Source organism: Streptomyces sp. 4N509B (assembly GCF_052245655.1).
In the GTDB taxonomy this organism is placed as follows: Bacteria; Actinomycetota; Actinomycetes; order Streptomycetales; family Streptomycetaceae; genus Streptomyces.
The window spans coordinates 94779-111040 of record NZ_JBQQBZ010000015.1; the positions used below are offsets into that span (position 1 = coordinate 94779).

General features: G+C 72.5%; 11 protein-coding genes. 9 read left to right on the forward strand and 2 right to left on the reverse strand.

The window, feature by feature from the left end; genetic code table 11:
- Nucleotides 1-36: 36 nt before the first annotated feature.
- From ACTWP5_RS16235 to ACTWP5_RS16250, 4 genes are all read left to right on the forward strand, one after another.
- The gene (locus ACTWP5_RS16235; RefSeq protein WP_443221658.1) at nt 37-1110 is read left to right on the forward strand and encodes an ABC transporter permease; all 1074 of its coding nucleotides are present in this window, start codon (nt 37-39) and stop codon (nt 1108-1110) included.
- A gap of 8 nt (nt 1111-1118) precedes the next feature.
- On the forward strand, nt 1119-2057 hold the full coding sequence (locus tag ACTWP5_RS16240; RefSeq protein WP_443221659.1) for a carbohydrate ABC transporter permease: 939 nt from the start codon (nt 1119-1121) through the stop codon (nt 2055-2057).
- A 99-nt stretch (nt 2058-2156) separates the two neighbouring features.
- Nucleotides 2157-4229 carry a beta-galactosidase gene (locus ACTWP5_RS16245; RefSeq protein WP_443221660.1) on the forward strand — a complete coding sequence of 691 codons (2073 nt, stop codon included), beginning with the start codon at nt 2157-2159 and terminating at the stop codon, nt 4227-4229.
- A complete protein-coding gene (locus tag ACTWP5_RS16250; protein WP_443221661.1) occupies nt 4202-4909 on the forward strand; it encodes a GH12 family glycosyl hydrolase domain-containing protein in 708 nt (235 codons plus the stop codon). Before ACTWP5_RS16245 ends, ACTWP5_RS16250 begins: the two co-directional genes overlap by 28 nt.
- A 160-nt stretch (nt 4910-5069) precedes the next feature.
- On the opposite strand, the gene ACTWP5_RS16255 is transcribed toward ACTWP5_RS16250, so the two are convergent.
- Nucleotides 5070-7112, reverse strand: a complete 2043-nt coding sequence (locus ACTWP5_RS16255) for a glycoside hydrolase family 31 protein (RefSeq protein ID WP_443221662.1) — start codon at nt 7110-7112, stop codon at nt 5070-5072.
- A 236-nt stretch (nt 7113-7348) separates the two neighbouring features.
- The gene (locus ACTWP5_RS16260; RefSeq protein WP_443221663.1) at nt 7349-8434 is read right to left on the reverse strand and encodes a LacI family DNA-binding transcriptional regulator; all 1086 of its coding nucleotides are present in this window, start codon (nt 8432-8434) and stop codon (nt 7349-7351) included.
- 289 nt (nt 8435-8723) lie between these two features.
- Here ACTWP5_RS16260 and ACTWP5_RS16265 point away from each other — a divergent pair, with 289 nt between their 5' ends.
- The 5 genes from ACTWP5_RS16265 (at nt 8724) to ACTWP5_RS16285 (ending at nt 16210) form a co-directional block, all read left to right on the forward strand.
- Nucleotides 8724-10769 carry an acyl-CoA dehydrogenase family protein gene (locus ACTWP5_RS16265; protein ID WP_443221664.1) on the forward strand — a complete coding sequence of 682 codons (2046 nt, stop codon included), beginning with the start codon at nt 8724-8726 and terminating at the stop codon, nt 10767-10769.
- 487 nt (nt 10770-11256) lie between these two features.
- Nucleotides 11257-12600 (forward strand): 1-deoxy-D-xylulose-5-phosphate reductoisomerase, encoded by a 1344-nt coding sequence (dxr, locus tag ACTWP5_RS16270; RefSeq protein WP_443221665.1) that lies wholly within the window; start codon nt 11257-11259, stop codon nt 12598-12600.
- A complete protein-coding gene (locus tag ACTWP5_RS16275; protein ID WP_443221666.1) occupies nt 12597-13901 on the forward strand; it encodes a M50 family metallopeptidase in 1305 nt (434 codons plus the stop codon). Before dxr ends, ACTWP5_RS16275 begins: the two co-directional genes overlap by 4 nt.
- A gap of 179 nt (nt 13902-14080) precedes the next feature.
- On the forward strand, nt 14081-15241 hold the full coding sequence (gene ispG / locus ACTWP5_RS16280) for a flavodoxin-dependent (E)-4-hydroxy-3-methylbut-2-enyl-diphosphate synthase (protein WP_443221667.1): 1161 nt from the start codon (nt 14081-14083) through the stop codon (nt 15239-15241).
- Between the two features lie 117 nt (nt 15242-15358).
- On the forward strand, nt 15359-16210 hold the full coding sequence (locus tag ACTWP5_RS16285; protein ID WP_443221668.1) for a GNAT family N-acetyltransferase: 852 nt from the start codon (nt 15359-15361) through the stop codon (nt 16208-16210).
- Nucleotides 16211-16262 lie beyond the last annotated feature (52 nt).

Consider the following 16262-nt stretch of genomic DNA (forward strand, 5'->3'; position numbering starts at 1 on the left):
GCCCGGCACGGAGCGCCGACCACGAGGAGAACTCCCGTGTCGCAGAGCACGATCCCGCGGCCACCCGCTCCGCGGGATCCCGGCGCCAGCCCGCCGACGAAACACCGTAAGGCCACGCGGCGCCCCCTCCCCCTCGGGCGCGGGCGTCGCCGCGGCAAGGACCCGCGTCTGGCGGGCGGCATCTCGTTCCGGCACAAGCTGCGCCGGGACTATCCGCTGATCCTGATGACGTTGCCGGTGGTGGTGTTGCTGCTGGTCTTCGCCTACATCCCGATCGCGGCCAACGTCATCGCGTTCCAGTTCTACGAGCCCTACCTCGGCGACAACTTCTTCGACTCCATGGCCGCCAGCGCCTGGACGGGGCTGGAGAACTTCGAGCGGATGCTCGACGACCGCGACTTCTGGAACGCCGTCCAGAACACGCTGATGTTCTCCTCCCTCCAGCTGGTCTTCTTCTTCCCCGTTCCCATCGCGCTGGCCCTGCTGATCAACAGCTTCCTCCACAGCAAGGTGCGGGCGTGGTCCCAGGCGGTCCTCTACCTCCCGCACTTCTTCTCGTGGGTGCTGGTCATCACCGTCTTCCAGCAGCTCTTCGGCGGCGCCGGCCTCGTCGCCCAGGTGATGCGGGACTACGGCTGGGGCGACAACTTCGACCTCATGACCGACCCCGGCTTCTTCAAGTGGCTGATCACCCTCCAGGTCATCTGGAAGGACGCGGGCTGGGGCATCATCGTCTTCCTCGCCGCCCTGTCCACCGTCAACCAGGAGCTGTACGAGTCCGCCGCCGTGGACGGCGCGAACCGCTGGCGCCGCATGTGGCACGTGACGCTGCCCGCGCTGCGCCCCGTCATCGCGCTGCTGCTGGTGCTCCAGGTCGGCAACATGCTCACCGTCGGCATGGAGCAGTACCTGATCCAACGCACCGCCGTCGGACCCGGCGCCTCCGAGGTGCTCGACTCCTACACCTGGAACCAGGGCATCGAGAACGGGGACTACAGCTACGCGGCGGCCATCGGCATCGTCAAGGGCGTCTTCAGCGTCGCCCTCGTGCTCGCCGCCAACCGAGTCGCCCACGCGATGGGTGAGCAGGGGGTGTACAAGAAGCAATGAGCGCCACCATGACCAGGGACAACAGCGTCCTCATGGACGACGACGAGGAGAAGGGCCGGCGCGAGCGCCCGGCCTGGGAGGAGCCCCCCACCCGGATCGGCCTCGCCGCCAAGGGCACGATCCTGGCCATCGCCCTGCTCGCGATCCTCTTCCCCGTCTGGATCGTGTTGATCACGAGCCTGTCCGACGCGGAGACGATCCGCTCCACCGGCGGCCTCGTGGTCTGGCCGGAGGGCATCACCCTCGACGCCTACCAGGAGCTGCTCAAGGGTGGCCAGGTCGCCCGCGCCATGTGGGTCTCCATCGGCGTGACCACCATCGGCACCGCCTTCAGCATGGCGATCTCCATCCTCGCCGCCTACGGGCTGACGAGGATGGGCTCGCTCGGGCACCGCCCGCTGCTGTTCACGATGATGGGCACGATGTTCTTCGGCGGCGCCGGCATCATCCCCACCTACCTGGTCGTCCAGGAGCTGGGCCTGATGAACTCCTACGGCGCCCTGATCCTGCCGATGGCGGTCAACGTCTTCAACATCCTGGTGCTCCGGGCGTTCTTCATGAACGTCGGCCAGGAGCTGATCGACGCCGCCCGCATCGACGGCGCCAGCGAGTTCCGCATCCTGTGGCAGGTGGTACTCCCGCTCTCCCGCGCCGTGCTCGCCGTGATCTCGCTCTTCTACGCCGTCGCCTACTGGGGCAACTGGTTCGCCGGCTTCATCTACATCCAGGAGCAGGACAAGCTGCCGCTGCAGAACGTCCTCTACCAGATCGTGGTCCGCCGGGAGCGCCCCACCGGCATGTCGGAGATGATCGCCAGCAACCAGGTCCCGAGCCTCGCCGTGCAGACCGCGGTGATGATCCTCGCGCTGCTGCCGGTCGCGATCCTCTCCCCGTTCGTCCAGCGCCACTTCAAGAAGGGCATGCTCATCGGCGCCGTCAAGGGCTGACGGCCCGCCCGACCCAACCTGCGGAAACGTATCGCCACCCGTCCGTCCACCCTTTCGAGCCCCGCTCGCGACCACCCCCACCCGGGAGGAGACGATCCGATGGCCCAGCCCACGCGAACCACAGGACAGGGCCTGGGCGCCGTGACCCGCGGGCGGCTGCTGTTCGGCGGCGACTACAACCCCGAACAGTGGCCGCCCGAAACCTGGCCCGAGGACGTCAGGCTCATGCGGGAGGCCGGCGTCACCATCGCCACCGTCGGCGTCTTCTCCTGGGCCACGCTCGAACCGCGCCCCGGCGCCCGCGAGTTCGGCTGGCTCGACACCGTCATGGACCTGCTCCACGACGCCGGCATCGGCGTCTGCCTGGCCACCCCCACCGCCTCCCCGCCCCCCTGGCTCGGCGCCCGCCACCCCGAGACACTCCCGCGCGACGAGCACGGCTCGGTCGTCTGGTACGGCTCCCGCAACCACTTCTGCGCCTCCTCGCCCGCCTACCGCGACCACGCCCGCCGCATCACCGAGGACGTGGCCCGCCGCTACGGCTCCCATCCGGCGCTGCGGCTGTGGCACGTGAACAACGAGTACGGCACCGCCTGCTGGTGCGACACCACCGCCCGGCACTTCCGCACCTGGCTGCGGCAGCGCTACGGCAGCCTCGCCGCCCTCAACGAGGCGTGGGGCACCGCGTTCTGGAGCCAGCGGTACGACGACTGGGACGAGATCATCCCGCCCCGCCGCGCCCAGTACCTGATCAACCCCACCCAGTCGCTCGACTTCCGCCGCTTCACCAGCGACGCCCTGCTGGAGTGCTTCACCGCGGAACGCGACATCGTCGCCGCCCACAGCCCCCACGTCCCCGTCACGACCAACTTCATGCCGCTCTTCGCCGGCCTCGACGGCTGGCGCTGGGCCGCCGAGGAGGACGTCGTCTCCGTCGACGTCTACCCGGACCCGGCCGTCGCCCACGACGACCCCGCCGGTCCCGCCCACGGCGCCCTCGTGCAGGACCTCACCCGCTCCCAGGCCCGCGGCCCCTGGCTGCTGATGGAGCAGGCCGCCTCCGCCGTCAACTGGCGGCCCGTCAACCGCCCCAAGGACCCGGGACAGCTGCGCCTGTGGTCGCTCCAGGCCGTGGCCCGCGGCGCCGACGCCGTCTGCTTCTTCCAGTGGCGCGCCTCCCGCCAGGGCAGCGAGAAGTTCCACTCCGCGATGCTGCCGCACGCCGGCGAGCACTCCCGGGCCTTTCGCCGGGTCCGCGAACTCGGCGCCGACCTCGCGGGCCTGTCCGAGGTCGCCGGCACCGAGGTGACGGCCGACGTCGCCGTGCTCCACGACTGGCACGCCTGGTGGGCCTCGCAGCAGCCGGGCCGCCCGTCGGCCGCCCTCGACCACGCGCGGCTGCTGGCCGCCTGGCACCAGGCGCTGTGGGAGGAGAACCTCACCTGCGACCTCGCCCACCCCGAGGACGACCTCTCCCGCTACCGCGTGGTCGTCGTCCCCCACCTCTACCTCCTCACCGACGCCTCCCTCGACCGCCTCACCGCCCACGTCCACGGCGGCGGCACGCTGGTCTGCGGCTTCTTCACCGGCGTCGCCGACGCCGACGACCGCATCCGCGAGGGCGGCGTCGACGCCCGGCTGCGGCGGCTGCTCGGCCTGACGCGGGTGGAGGAGTGGTGGCCCCTGGGCGAGGGCGAGACGGTCCACCTCGACGACGGCACGTCCGCCTCGCTGTGGGCGGAGGACCTCGAGCCGGCCGAGACCACCGAGACCGTCGCCGCCTACGCCGACGGGCCGCTGGCCGGCCGCCCCGCCGTCACCCGCGCGAGCGCGGGCCGGGGCGCCGCCTGGTACGTCTCCACGCTCCCCGAACGCCCCGCGCTGCGGGCGCTGCTGGCCCGCGCCGCCCACGCGGCGGGCGTCCGGCCGGTGCTTCCCGGGCTGCCACCGGGCCTTGAGGCGGTCCGTCGCGGCCAGAGCCTCTTCCTCCTCAACCACCGACCCGAGCAGGTCACCGTCCCCCTGCACCACCCCCACACCGACCTGCTCACCGGCCACGTCCACGCGGCGGAGGTGACCCTCGACCGCCACGGCGTGGCCGTGCTCACCCCCACACCAACCCCCCCACAGAAGGAGAGCCGCACATGCGACGAAGGCGTGTCCTCACCCTGATCCTGGCACCCGTGGTCGCCCTGCTGACGGTCGTCGGCTACACGGCGAGCACCGCGCAGGCCCAGGTCTGGGAGTCCTGCGAGCAGTGGGGCGAGTACCACTCGCCCGAGGGCTACATCGTCTACAACAACATCTGGGGCTCCGGCGCCGGCTCCCAGTGCGTCTCGGCCGACTCCGGCACCCGCTTCACCGTCAGCGCCGACCACCCCAACACCGGCGGCATCAAGTCCTACCCCAACTCCAAGTGGGTCGTGGGCGAGCCGATCAACGCCATCGACACGCTGACGACCAGCTACGACGTCTCGGTCCCGCAGGCGGGCGCGTACAACACGACCTACGACATCTGGGACGTGAACTACGACCACGAGATCATGATCTGGCTCAACTGGTACGGCCCCGTCGGCCCGCTGGGCAGCCCGGTCGGCACCGCCACCCTCGGCGGCCACACCTGGGACGTCTACCACGGCCACAACGGCGGCAACTACGTCTACTCCTTCCTGCGCCAGGGCAACTCCTCGCAGGGCACGGTCGACACGGTGCCGATCCTCGACTACGTCGTCGACCAGGGCTGGATGTCCTCCTCCGACGTCATCGGAGACGTCCAGCTGGGCTTCGAGATCACCTCCTCGGCCGGCGGCCTGGACTTCCGGGTCAACGACTACTCGGTGACCGCGAACTAGCGGCCGGACCGGCCAGAAAAAAGTTCCGCGCCCGCGGCAACCTTTCCGGGCGCCACGGCAACGTAGGAACGACACACAGACGTGGGCCCCGGCGCAAGGCGACGGCGCCGGGGCCCACACACCCAGAACTGGCCCGCCCACGGGCCAGCCACCGACCGGGTCAGTCGGTGACCGGAAGCTGGGCGCCGTCCCGAAGCAGCAGCGGGACACGCTCCAGCGGCGCGGGAACGGTCACCGGCTGGCCCCCCTCGTACTCCCGGCCCGTCCAGGCGTCCGTCCACCGGGCGCCCGCCGGCAGGTACACCTCCCGCTCGCGCGCCCCCGCCTCGAGCACGGGCGCCACCAGCAGCTCGGGCCCGAGCAGGTAGGCGTCGTCCACCTCCCAGCACCGTGCGTCCTCGGGGAACTCCAGGAACAGCGGGCGCATCACGGGGATCCCCTCGTCGGCGGCCGTCCGCATCTGCGCCAGGACGTACGGCTTCAGCCGCTCCCGCAGCCGCAGGTAGTCCTCCAGGATGGCGCCGGCCTCCTCGCCGTAGGACCAGACCTCGTTCGGGCCGCCCGTCATCGTCGGGCCGAGCGGCATCCCGGGGTCGCGGAAGCCGTGCAGCCGCATCAGCGGCGACAGCGCGCCGAACTGGAACCACCGCACCATGACCTCGCGGTAGTCCGGGTCGTCCGGGTCGCCGCCGTGGAAGCCGCCGATGTCGGTGTGCCACCACGGGATGCCGGAGAGCGCGACGTTCAGGCCGGCCGCGATCTGGCGGCGCAGGGTGGCGAAGTCGGTGCCGATGTCGCCCGACCACACGGCGGCGCCGTAGCGCTGGCTGCCGGCCCAGGCCGAGCGGTTCAGGGTCAGCACCTCGCCGTCGGCCGCGCCGGCGGCGGTGAGGCCCTCGTGGAACGTCCGGGAGTTCTCCCGGGGGTAGAGGTTGCCGACCTCCAGTCCCGGGCCGGCGTGGTAGCGGAGGTTCGCCTGGAAGCCGGGCTTGATCTCCGGCTCGCAGGCGTCGAGCCAGAACGCGCGGATGCCGTAGGGCTGGACGTAGTTCTCCTGGATGCGGCTCCAGACGTACTGGCGGGCCTCGGGGTTGGTCGGGTCGTAGAAGGCGACCTGGACCGTCGAGGCGACCTCCTTGTCCGGCCAGTCGGCGTGGGCCATCGGCCCGTGCTCGGTGCCGACGAGCAGGCCGCGCTGCTCCATCACCGGGTGGTTCTCGCTGAGCGGCGAGACCGAGGGCCACACGGAGACGACGAGGGTGATGCCGAGCTCCGCGAGCTCGCGCACCATCGCCGCCGGGTCGGGCCACTCCGCCGGGTCGAACCTCCAGTCCCCGAGGTGGGTCCAGTGGAAGAAGTCGCAGACGATCGCGGAGATCGGCAGGCCGCGCCGCCGGTACTCGCGGGCGACGGACAGCAGCTCCTCCTGGGTGCGGTAGCGCAGCTTGCACTGCCAGAAGCCGGCGGCCCACTCCGGCAGCATGGGGGAGTGGCCGGTGGCGTCCGCGTAGCGCCGCTGCGCCTGCGCCGGGGTGCCGGCGGTGATCCAGTAGTCGATCTGGCGGGCGCTGTCGGCCACCCAGCGGGTGCCGTTGGTCGCGAGCTCGACCCGGCCGATCGCCGGGTTGTTCCACAGCAGGGTGTAGCCGCGCGAGGAGGTCAGCACGGGGATGGCGACCTCGGCGTTGCGCTGCACCAGGTCCAGCACGATGCCCTTCTGGTCCAGCCTGCCGTGCTGGTGCTGCCCCAGGCCGTAGAGCCGCTCGTCGTCGTAGGCCGCGAAGCGCTGCTCCAGGCGGTGGTACCCGGTGCCGGTGGTGGTGTACAGGCGCGGGCCGGGCCACCAGAAGTGGGCCCGCTCCTCGGCCAGCAGCTCCTGTCCCGTGTCGGTGCGCAGGAAGCGGATCATGCCGTCGACGCTGACCTCGGCGGTGATCGCGCCGCAGACCAGGGTGGCCGCGCCGTCGGCCCGTTCGCCGACGGAGACGGTGGCCTCCGGCGCGGGCGGCGGCTCCTGGAGCAGCGCGCCGGGGAGGTCCGCCAGCACGGGGCCGCCGAGTCGTGCCCGCACCCGCAGGGCGTCGGGGCCCCACGGCTCGATGAGGAGCGTCTCCTGTCTGCCGCGCCACTCCAGCGCACCGTCGCGTTCGCGGAAGGTGCCGACGGTGGGGGAGGACTGGGCGAGGGATGCGGATTCGGTCACGGCGGTGGGTCCCGTCAGGCTCGTGGGTTCGGTGGTGGGTCGGGTGGTCTAGGGGTGGGTGCGCGGCGGCGGGAGCGCGAGGGGGGAGCCGGGAACGGCGCGGGCGGGCGGGGGGTTCCCGGCGGCCGGCGCGGCGGAGGGGCGCCGCGCGTCGAGCGGGGCCGGCACGGCCTCGGCCGGTGCCGGCTCGGACGGTGCGGGGGCGGTGTGCGGTGCGGTGCGGTGGCGGACGCGGCTCAGCGGGCGGTGCCGGTCGGGGCCTGGCCGGTGCTGGCCCTGACGGTCAGCCGCGGCGCGAGCAGTTCCACGCGCGTCTCGTCGTCCGTCCCGGCCCTGCCGTTGCCGGCGCCGTTCGCGTGGCCAGAGCCGTTGCCGTTGCCGTTCCCGGCGCCGGTCATCTTCGCGGTCACGAGCTCGACCGCCCGCCGCCCCATCTCGTGTGCGGGGATGGCGACCGAGGTCAGGGCGACGGACTGCTGGGTGGCGACCTGCTCCGGGCAGATCGCGGCCACCGAGATGTCCTCGGGCACCGCCCGCCCCTGCTGGCGGAGCAGGCTCAGCAGCGGGCCGATGGCCGCCTCGTTCTGCACGACCAGTCCCGTGGTCCCGGGGCGCTCGTCGACGATGCGGGCGAGGGTGCCGGCCATCGACTCGTAGGAGCCCTCGCAGGGACGGTGCAGCACCCGTACCCCCAGCTGCCCGGCGCGTTCGCGGACGCCGTCCATCGTCCGTTCCGCGAAGCCGGTGCGCCGCTCGTAGACGGCCGCGGCCTCGCCGACGACGGCGATCTCGCGGTGCCCGAGCTCGGCGAGGTGTTCCACGACGAGCCGACCGGTGGCGGCGAAGTCCAGGTCGACGCAGGTCAGGCCCTCGGGGTCGGCGGGCAGCCCGATCAGCACGGCGGGGCGGGAGGACTCGCGCACCAGCGGCAGCCGCTCGTCGTCGAGCTCCACGTCCATGAGGATCATGGCGTCGGCCAGGCCACTGCCGACCACTCGCCGCACGCCCTGCGGGCCCTCCTGCCCGGTGAGCAGCAGCACGTCGTAGCCGTGCTCACGGGCGGTGGTGGCGACGGCGACGGCGATCTCCACCATCACCGGCACGTACATCTCGGTGCGCAGCGGCATCATCAGCGCGATGATGTTCGACCGGCTGCTGGCGAGGGCGCGGGCTCCGGCGTTCGGGTGGTATCCGAGCTCTCTGATGCTCCGTTCCACGCGCTCCCTGGTCCTGCTGGAGATGGTCCGCTTACCGCTGAGGACGTAACTCACCGTGCTGGCTGAGACGCCGGCGTGCCGGGCGACCTCGGCGAGAGTGACCATGTGCTCTCCCAGGGGGGTGGACGTGGTTCGTGTGGGGATTGCGCGTGTCGGAAGAGGTGTCAGAAGAGATTCGGTGAAGCGCTTCGACTTTTGTTTTCGTCCCGTCGCCGCAACGCCCGTCTGTTCAACCGGGCATGACCTTAGACCGCGTGCCGGTCGCTGTCCATAGGTGCGTCGAAGCGCTTCAACACCCGTCGCGGATCGGCTGGCGAAGACCGGTACGTGTCACCCATCATCGGGTATACGGACCGTAAGGCTGTAGAACTCATCGGTAGGCGAGGTGTCGGCGATGACCACCGAGGAGACCAGGCACGGGACCAGGACGGGGAGCCACGGGGCCGACGGGCGCGCCAACGGGAGCGCGAACGGGCGCGCCGGGGGCGACGGGAGCGGCGGCGACGCGCGAGCAGGGGCCGGCGCGCCCCGCCCGGACACCTCGGAACGGGAGGCCCGCCGCGTCGCCGAGGCAGCCCGTGACGGCGAATGGCGCCATCCCAGCTTCGCCAGGGAGCTCTTCCTCGGCCGTCTCCGCCTCGGCCTGGTCCACCCCCGCCCCGTGCCCGACGCGGACGTCACCCGCAGGGGTGAGGAGTTCCTCGACCGCCTGCGGGACTTCTGCGCCACCCGGATCGACGGCCGCCTGATCGAGCGGGAGGCCCGGGTCCCCGACGAGGTCGTGAACGGGCTGCGCGAGCTGGGCGCGTTCGGCATGAAGATCTCGCCGTCCTACGGCGGCCTCGGCCTCAGCCACGTCCACTACAACCGCGCCCTCGCCCTGGTCGCCTCCGTCAGCCCCGCCGTCGGCGCCCTGCTCTCCGCGCACCAGTCCATCGGCGTGCCGCAGCCACTGACGCTCTTCGGCACCGAGGAGCAGAAGCGGGCGTTCCTGCCGCGCTGCGCCCGCGGCGCGGTCTCGGCCTTCCTCCTCACCGAGCCCGACGTCGGCTCCGACCCGGCCCGGCTGGGCGCCACGGCCGTCCCCGACGGCGAGGGGCACTACGTCCTCGACGGCGTGAAGCTGTGGACCACCAACGGCGTCATCGCCGAGCTCCTCGTCGTCATGGCGCGGGTGCCCGGACGTGGCATCACCGCCTTCGTCGTGGAGGCGGACTCCGAGGGGATCACGGTCGAGCACCGCAACGCCTTCATGGGCCTGCGCGGCATCGAGAACGGCGTCACCCGCTTCCACGGCGTCCGCGTCCCCGCCGCCCACCGCGTGGGCGAGGAGGGCGAGGGGCTGCGGATCGCGCTCACCACGCTGAACACGGGCCGGCTGTCGCTGCCGGCGATGTGCGTCGGCGCCGGCAAGTGGTGCCTGAAGATCGGCCGAGAGTGGGGCGAGGCCCGCGTCCAGTGGGGGCGGCCCGTGGCCCGGCACGAGGCCGTCGGCTCCCGGCTCGCCTTCATCGCCGCCACCACCTTCGCCCTGGAGGCGGTCACCGAGATCACCAGCGAGCTGGCGGACGCCGGCGGTCGCGACATCCGCATCGAGGCCGCCCTCGCCAAGCTGTACGCCAGCGAGATGGCCTGCCAGATGGCCGACGACCTCGTCCAGCTGCGGGGCGGGCGCGGCTACGAGACGGCCGACTCGCTCGCCGCCCGGGGCGAGCGCGGCGTCCCCGCCGAGCAGCTGCTGCGGGACCTGCGCATCAACCGCATCTTCGAGGGCTCCTCGGAGATCATGCGGCTGTTCGTCGCCCGCGAGGCCGTCGACGCGCACCTGAAGGTGGCCGGCGACCTCGTCGCCCCCGACACCTCCTTCACGCAGAAACGTAAAGCCGTCGTGGCGGCGACCGCGTTCTACGCTCGCTGGCTGCCCTCCCTGACGACGGGACGCGGCCAACTTCCGCTGTCCTACGGCGACTTCCACATCCCGGGCGGACACCCCGACCTCGCCCACCACCTGCGCTGGGTCGAGCGCAGCGCGCGCCGCCTGGCCCGCTCCACGTTCTGGGGCATGTCCCGCTGGCGAGGGCGGCTGGAGCACCGGCAGGTCTTCCTCGGCCGGATCGTGGACATCGGCGCGGAGCTGTTCGCCGTGACCGCGGCCTGCGTCCACGCCGAACGGCTGCGGCGGCGCGGGGAGAACGGGCGCGAGGCGTACGAGCTGGCCGGCGCCTTCTGCCGGCAGGCGCGGCTGCGGGTGGCCGACCACTTCCACCACCTGTGGCACAACACGGACGCCGCCGACAGCTCGCTCGTCGCCGCCGTGCTCGACGGCCGCCACGACTGGCTGGAGGCCGGCGTCCTCGACCCGTCGACTCCCGGTCCGTGGATCGCCGAGACGGCGCCGGGGCCGTCCGACCGTCCCGACCTGCACCGCACGGTGCCCTGAACCACCGTGTGGCCTCCGGCCTTTACGTTTGCTTTGTAAGCAAAACTTCCCTAGGATCGGGGCTGTTGGAGCTTCCTTCCGCCGGGTCGCGCCCTCCACGGAGGACGACGAGGACGCGGACGAGAACGGCGGCCCCCGACCGTGCGGCAGGCGTCAACGAGACGCTCTTCCCCCGGGTGCGCTACGCAAGCGCCTGCCGCACACCCGCACCGCGGCACGGACCGCGGCGGCCGGCCGCGTCACCTCCAGGGTTTCGGTCCGTGCCCGCCGAGGCGGCGGACCGGCTTCCGGCCGGACACGGGGGAGCTGTCGGAGCTCCTCGGGAAGAGCGCGCGAGGCCCGTCGCGGCCCGACCCTTTCCGTCTCATCTTCCGTCCCGTCCGGCGCACCGCCCCCGCCGCCCCCCGCCGACGGGCCGGGGCATGGGCGCCGCCACTCGGGGTGGCCCGCCGTACCGGAGCGTAGGGGGAGCGGGGACAATGGACGGATGACGGAGAGCCTCACCCTGCTCGCTGATCCGCACCTGCGCGGGCCCGCGTCCACCGCGTCCACCGCCCCCGCCCCGGCCACCACGGCCGCCTCCCCCGACGGGCCCCGGGAGGTGGTCATCCTCGGCTCGACCGGCTCGATCGGGACCCAGGCGATCGACGTCGTCCTGCGCAACCCCGACCGTTTCCGCGTCACCGGCCTGTCCGCCGGCGGCGAGCGGCTCGACCTGCTGGCCGGCCAGGCGCACCGCCTCCAGGTGCGGACCGTCGCCGTCGCCCGGGAGGAGAAGGCGACGCAGCTCCGGGAGACGCTGCGCGCCCAGTACGGCGTGGGTGTGCCGATACCGGAGATCCTCGCCGGCCCCGACGCCGCCGCCCAGCTGGCCGCCAGCGCGTGTCACACGGTGCTCAACGGCATCACCGGCTCCATCGGCCTCGCCCCCACGCTCGCCGCGCTCCGCGCCGGCAGGACCCTCGCGCTGGCCAACAAGGAGTCGCTCATCGTCGGCGGGCCGCTGGTCACCAGCCTGGCCAGGCCCGGCCAGATCATTCCCGTGGACTCCGAGCACTCCGCCCTCTTCCAGGCCCTGCTGGGCGGCAGCGCCGCCGAGGTCGCCAAGCTCGTCGTCACCGCCAGCGGCGGGCCCTTCCGCGGCCGCGGCAGGGCCGAGCTCGCGCACGTCACGCCCGCCGAGGCGCTGGCCCACCCCACCTGGGACATGGGCCCCGTGATCACGATCAACTCCGCCACCCTCGTCAACAAGGGCCTGGAGGTGATCGAGGCCCACCTGCTGTACGGCATCCCCTTCGACCGCATCGAGGTCGTCGTCCACCCGCAGTCCTACATCCACTCGATGGTGGAGTTCGTCGACGGCTCGACCCTGGCCCAGGCCAGCCCGCCGGACATGCGCATGCCCATCGCGTTGGCCCTCGGCTGGCCCGAGCGCGTCCCGGGCGCCGCCGCGCCCTGCGACTGGACCAGGGCGCACACCTGGGAGTTCCTGCCGCTCGACACGGATGCCTTCCCCTCTGTGCCCCTCGCCTGCCACGTCGGTAGCCTCGGGGGCACGGCGCCCGCGGTGTTCAACGCGGCCAACGAGGAGTGCGTCGACGCCTTCCTCGCGGGCCTGCTGCCGTTCACCGGGATCGTGGACACGGTCGCCCGGGTCGTCGAGGAACAGGGGTCGGGCCCGACCCCAGGAACCTCGCTGACCCTGTCGGACGTCCTCGAAGCGGAGACCCGGGCCCGGGCCCGGGCCCGGGAGCTGGCCGGCACCGCCGGCACAGCCGGCACGGCCACCTCGGCGGCCGGCAGGACAACGACGGAGGCGCCCACGCCATGACCACCCTGATGTTCGTCGTCGGCATACTCGTCTTCGCCGTCGGGCTGCTGCTCTCCATCGCCTGGCACGAGCTGGGCCACTACTCCACGGCCCGCATGTTCGGGGTCCGGGTGCCGCAGTTCATGGTCGGCTTCGGCCCGACGCTGTGGTCCCGGCACGGCAGAGAGACCGAGGTCGGCATCAAGGCCATACCCCTCGGCGGGTACATCCGCATGATCGGCATGTTCCCGCCGGGCGACGACGGTCAGGTCCGCCAGCGCTCCACCTCGCCCTTTCGCGGCATGATCGAGGACGCCCGCGCCGCCGCGTACGAGGAGCTCCAGCCCGGCGACGAGAAGCGGATGTTCTACACCCGCAAGCCGTGGAAGCGGGTCATCGTCATGTTCGCCGGACCGGCGATGAACCTCATCCTCGCCGTGGGGATCTTCCTCGGCGTGCTGATGGGATTCGGCATCAACACCCAGACGACCGCCGTCGGCTCCGTCTCCGAGTGCGTGATCCCCCAGAGCGAGGGCAGCCGCGACTGCCGCCCGAGCGACGACCGCTCCCCGGCCAAGCTGGCCGGCCTGCGGGCGGGCGACGTCATCGTGGCCTTCAACGGCCAGCCCGTCGAGGAGTGGGGCACCCTCCAGCAGGCCATCCGCGACACCACGGGCCCGGCCAGCCTCACCGTGGAGCGCGACGGCGAGCGCGTCGAGCTCCAGGCCGACCTCATCCCCAACCAGGTCGCCAAGACCGACGGGGACGGCGGATACGTCGAGGGCGAGTACGTCACGGCGGGCTTCCTCGGCTTCTCCCCGGCGCCCGGCATCGTCCGTCAGGACTTCGGCCAGGCCGTCGAGCGCATGGGCGACATGATGGTCGACGGCGTGCAGGCCCTGATCAACATCCCCTCGGAGATCCCCGGGCTGTGGAACGCGGCCACCGGCCAGGCCGAGCGCGAGCAGGACTCCCCGATGGGCGTGGTCGGCGCCGCCCGTGTCGGCGGCGAGATCTTCACCCTCGACATCCCGGCCAGCCAGCAGGTCGCCACGGCGCTGTTCCTCGTCGCCGGCTTCAACCTCTCGCTCTTCCTGTTCAACATGCTCCCGCTGCTGCCGCTGGACGGCGGACACATCGCCGGGGCGGTGTGGGAGTCGGTGCGCCGTGGTCTCGCCAGGCTGTTCCGGCGGCCCGACCCCGGCCCGTTCGACGTCGCGAAGCTGATGCCCGTGGCGTACGTCGTCGCCGCGGTCTTCGTCTGCTTCACCCTCCTGGTCCTCGTGGCCGACATCGTCAGTCCCGTCTCCCTGACCGGGTAGCGGTCCCCGACGCGTCCGGGTGGGGGAGGACGGCCCCGCCCCGGGCGCGACGGGCGCGTCGCGTCGCGGGTGCCCGCCTCCCCGTCATCCGGGTGGCGCCTCGTGGCGTAGGCTCGGCCGAAGACGCGCGAAGTCACCGCGTCCGTCCGCACGTCCGCACCCTGGGGTTGCACGCATCCATGACCGCCATCTCGCTGGGAATGCCCACCGTCCCCCTCCGGCTCGCCGAGCGGCGCGCCAGCAGGAAGATCCAGGTCGGCTCCGTCGCCGTCGGCGGGGACGCACCCGTCTCGGTCCAGTCGATGACCACCACCCGCACCAGCGACATCGGGGCCACCCTCCAGCAGATCGCGGAGCTGACCGCGGCCGGCTGCCAGATCGTCCGGGTCGCCTGTCCCACCCAGGACGACGCCGACGCGCTCCCGGTGATCGCGCGGAAGTCGCAGATTCCGGTGATCGCCGACATTCACTTCCAGCCGAAGTACGTGTTCGCCGCGATCGACGCGGGGTGTGCGGCGGTGCGGGTGAATCCGGGGAACATCAAGAAGTTCGACGACAAGGTGCGGGAGATCGCGCGGGCCGCGGCGGCGGCCGGCACGCCGATCCGCATCGGCGTCAACGCCGGTTCGCTCGATCCCCGCCTGCTGGCCAAGCACGGCAGGGCCACGCCGGAGGCGTTGGTGGAGTCGGCGCTGTGGGAGTGCTCCCTGTTCGAGGAGCACGGCTTCACCGACCTGAAGATCTCCGTCAAGCACAACGACCCGGTGATCATGGTCAACGCCTACCGGCTGCTGGCGCAGCGCTGTGACTATCCCCTCCACCTCGGCGTCACCGAGGCCGGGCCCGCCTTCCAGGGCACGATCAAGTCGGCCGTCGCCTTCGGCGCGCTGCTGGCCGAGGGCATCGGCGACACCATCCGCGTCTCCCTCTCCGCCCCGCCCGTGGAGGAGATCAAGGTCGGCATACAGATTCTCGAGTCCCTCGGGCTGCGCGAGCGGTCGCTGGAGATCGTCTCCTGCCCCTCCTGTGGCCGCGCCCAGGTCGACGTCTACTCGCTGGCGGAGGAGGTCACCGCCGGCCTGACCGGCATGGACGTGCCGCTGCGGGTGGCGGTGATGGGCTGTGTGGTCAACGGTCCGGGTGAGGCCCGGGAGGCGGACCTCGGGGTGGCCTCGGGCAACGGCAAGGGCCAGATCTTCGTGCGCGGCGAGGTCATCAAGACCGTCCCCGAGTCCCGCATCGTCGAGACCCTCATCGAGGAGGCCATGAAGCTCGCCGAGCAGATGGAGGGCGACGACACCGCCCCCTCCGGCACCCCCCAGGTCACCGTCAGCGCCTGAGGTGCGGCGCCGGGTCCGCGGGCGACCGGCGGGCCCGGCCGCCGCGTCGTTGGCCCCTCCAGCGATACAGTGCAGGCCAGTACTCCGTTCCCGACACCACGCTGGGGCACCGTACCCGTGCTGACGACGTCCACCACCCGGGTCCTCACACCGGCCGACCTGAGCGACGTGCTCGCCGTCCTCGACCGGGACCCGTTGGCCAACGCCTACGTCACCGCCCGGGTCCTCGACTCGGGCCTGGAGACACCGAAGCTGGGCGGCGAGATGTGGGGCTGGTACCGGCAGGGCCGCCTGGCCTCCCTGTGCTACTCGGGCACCAACCTGGTGCCCATCCAGGCCGACGCCGCCGCCACCCGGGCCTTCGCCCGGCAGGCGCTGCGCACCGAGCGGCTCTGCTCCGCCATCGTCGGGCCGGCCCGACAGGCCGCGCGGCTGTGGTCCCACCTCGAACCGCACTGGGGCCCACCCCGCGAGCTGCGCCCCCGCCAGCCGCTCATGGCCACCGCGGCCCCGCCGCCGCCCGACGTGGCCCACGACCCGCTCGTGCGCCCCCTGCGGAAGGACGAGATCGACGTCGTCATGCCGGCGGCCGTGGCGATGTTCACGGAGGAGATCGGCTTCTCGCCCCTGTCCGCGCCCGACGGCGGGCTGCTGTACCAGGCGCGGGTCGCCGAGGCCGTCGGCGCCGGACGGTGCTTCGCCCGGGTGCGGGACGGCCGGGTCGTCTTCAAGGCCGAGATCGGCGCGGTCACCCCCCACACCTGCCAGCTCCAGGGCGTGTGGACCGCGCCCGAGTACCGCGGCCGGGGCCTGGCCACCGCGGGCCTCGCCACCGTGCTGCGCCACGCCCTGGGCGAGGTCGCCCCCCAGGTCAGCCTCTACGTCAACGACTTCAACGCGCCGGCCCTGGCCCTCTACCGTCGCCTGGGGTTCACGGAGGCGGGCGCCCTGATGAGCGTCCTGTTCTGACCCGCCCCGAACCGGTTTCCGCCCCGCTCCCGTCGCCCTCCCGCCGCGCGCG

Excerpts from the sequence above, each read along its gene's own strand:
- ACTWP5_RS16240 (WP_443221659.1), top strand. The coding sequence starts at position 1,119 with ATGACCAGGGACAACAGCGTCCTCATGGACGACGACGAGGAGAAGGGC.
- ACTWP5_RS16245 (WP_443221660.1), top strand. The coding sequence starts at position 2,157 with ATGGCCCAGCCCACGCGAACCACAGGACAGGGCCTGGGCGCCGTGACC.
- ACTWP5_RS16250 (WP_443221661.1), top strand. The coding sequence starts at position 4,202 with ATGCGACGAAGGCGTGTCCTCACCCTGATCCTGGCACCCGTGGTCGCC.
- ACTWP5_RS16260 (WP_443221663.1), bottom strand. The coding sequence starts at position 8,434 with ATGGTCACTCTCGCCGAGGTCGCCCGGCACGCCGGCGTCTCAGCCAGC.
- ACTWP5_RS16265 (WP_443221664.1), top strand. The coding sequence starts at position 8,724 with ATGACCACCGAGGAGACCAGGCACGGGACCAGGACGGGGAGCCACGGG.
- dxr (WP_443221665.1), top strand. The coding sequence starts at position 11,257 with ATGACGGAGAGCCTCACCCTGCTCGCTGATCCGCACCTGCGCGGGCCC.
- ACTWP5_RS16275 (WP_443221666.1), top strand. The coding sequence starts at position 12,597 with ATGACCACCCTGATGTTCGTCGTCGGCATACTCGTCTTCGCCGTCGGG.
- ispG (WP_443221667.1), top strand. The coding sequence starts at position 14,081 with ATGACCGCCATCTCGCTGGGAATGCCCACCGTCCCCCTCCGGCTCGCC.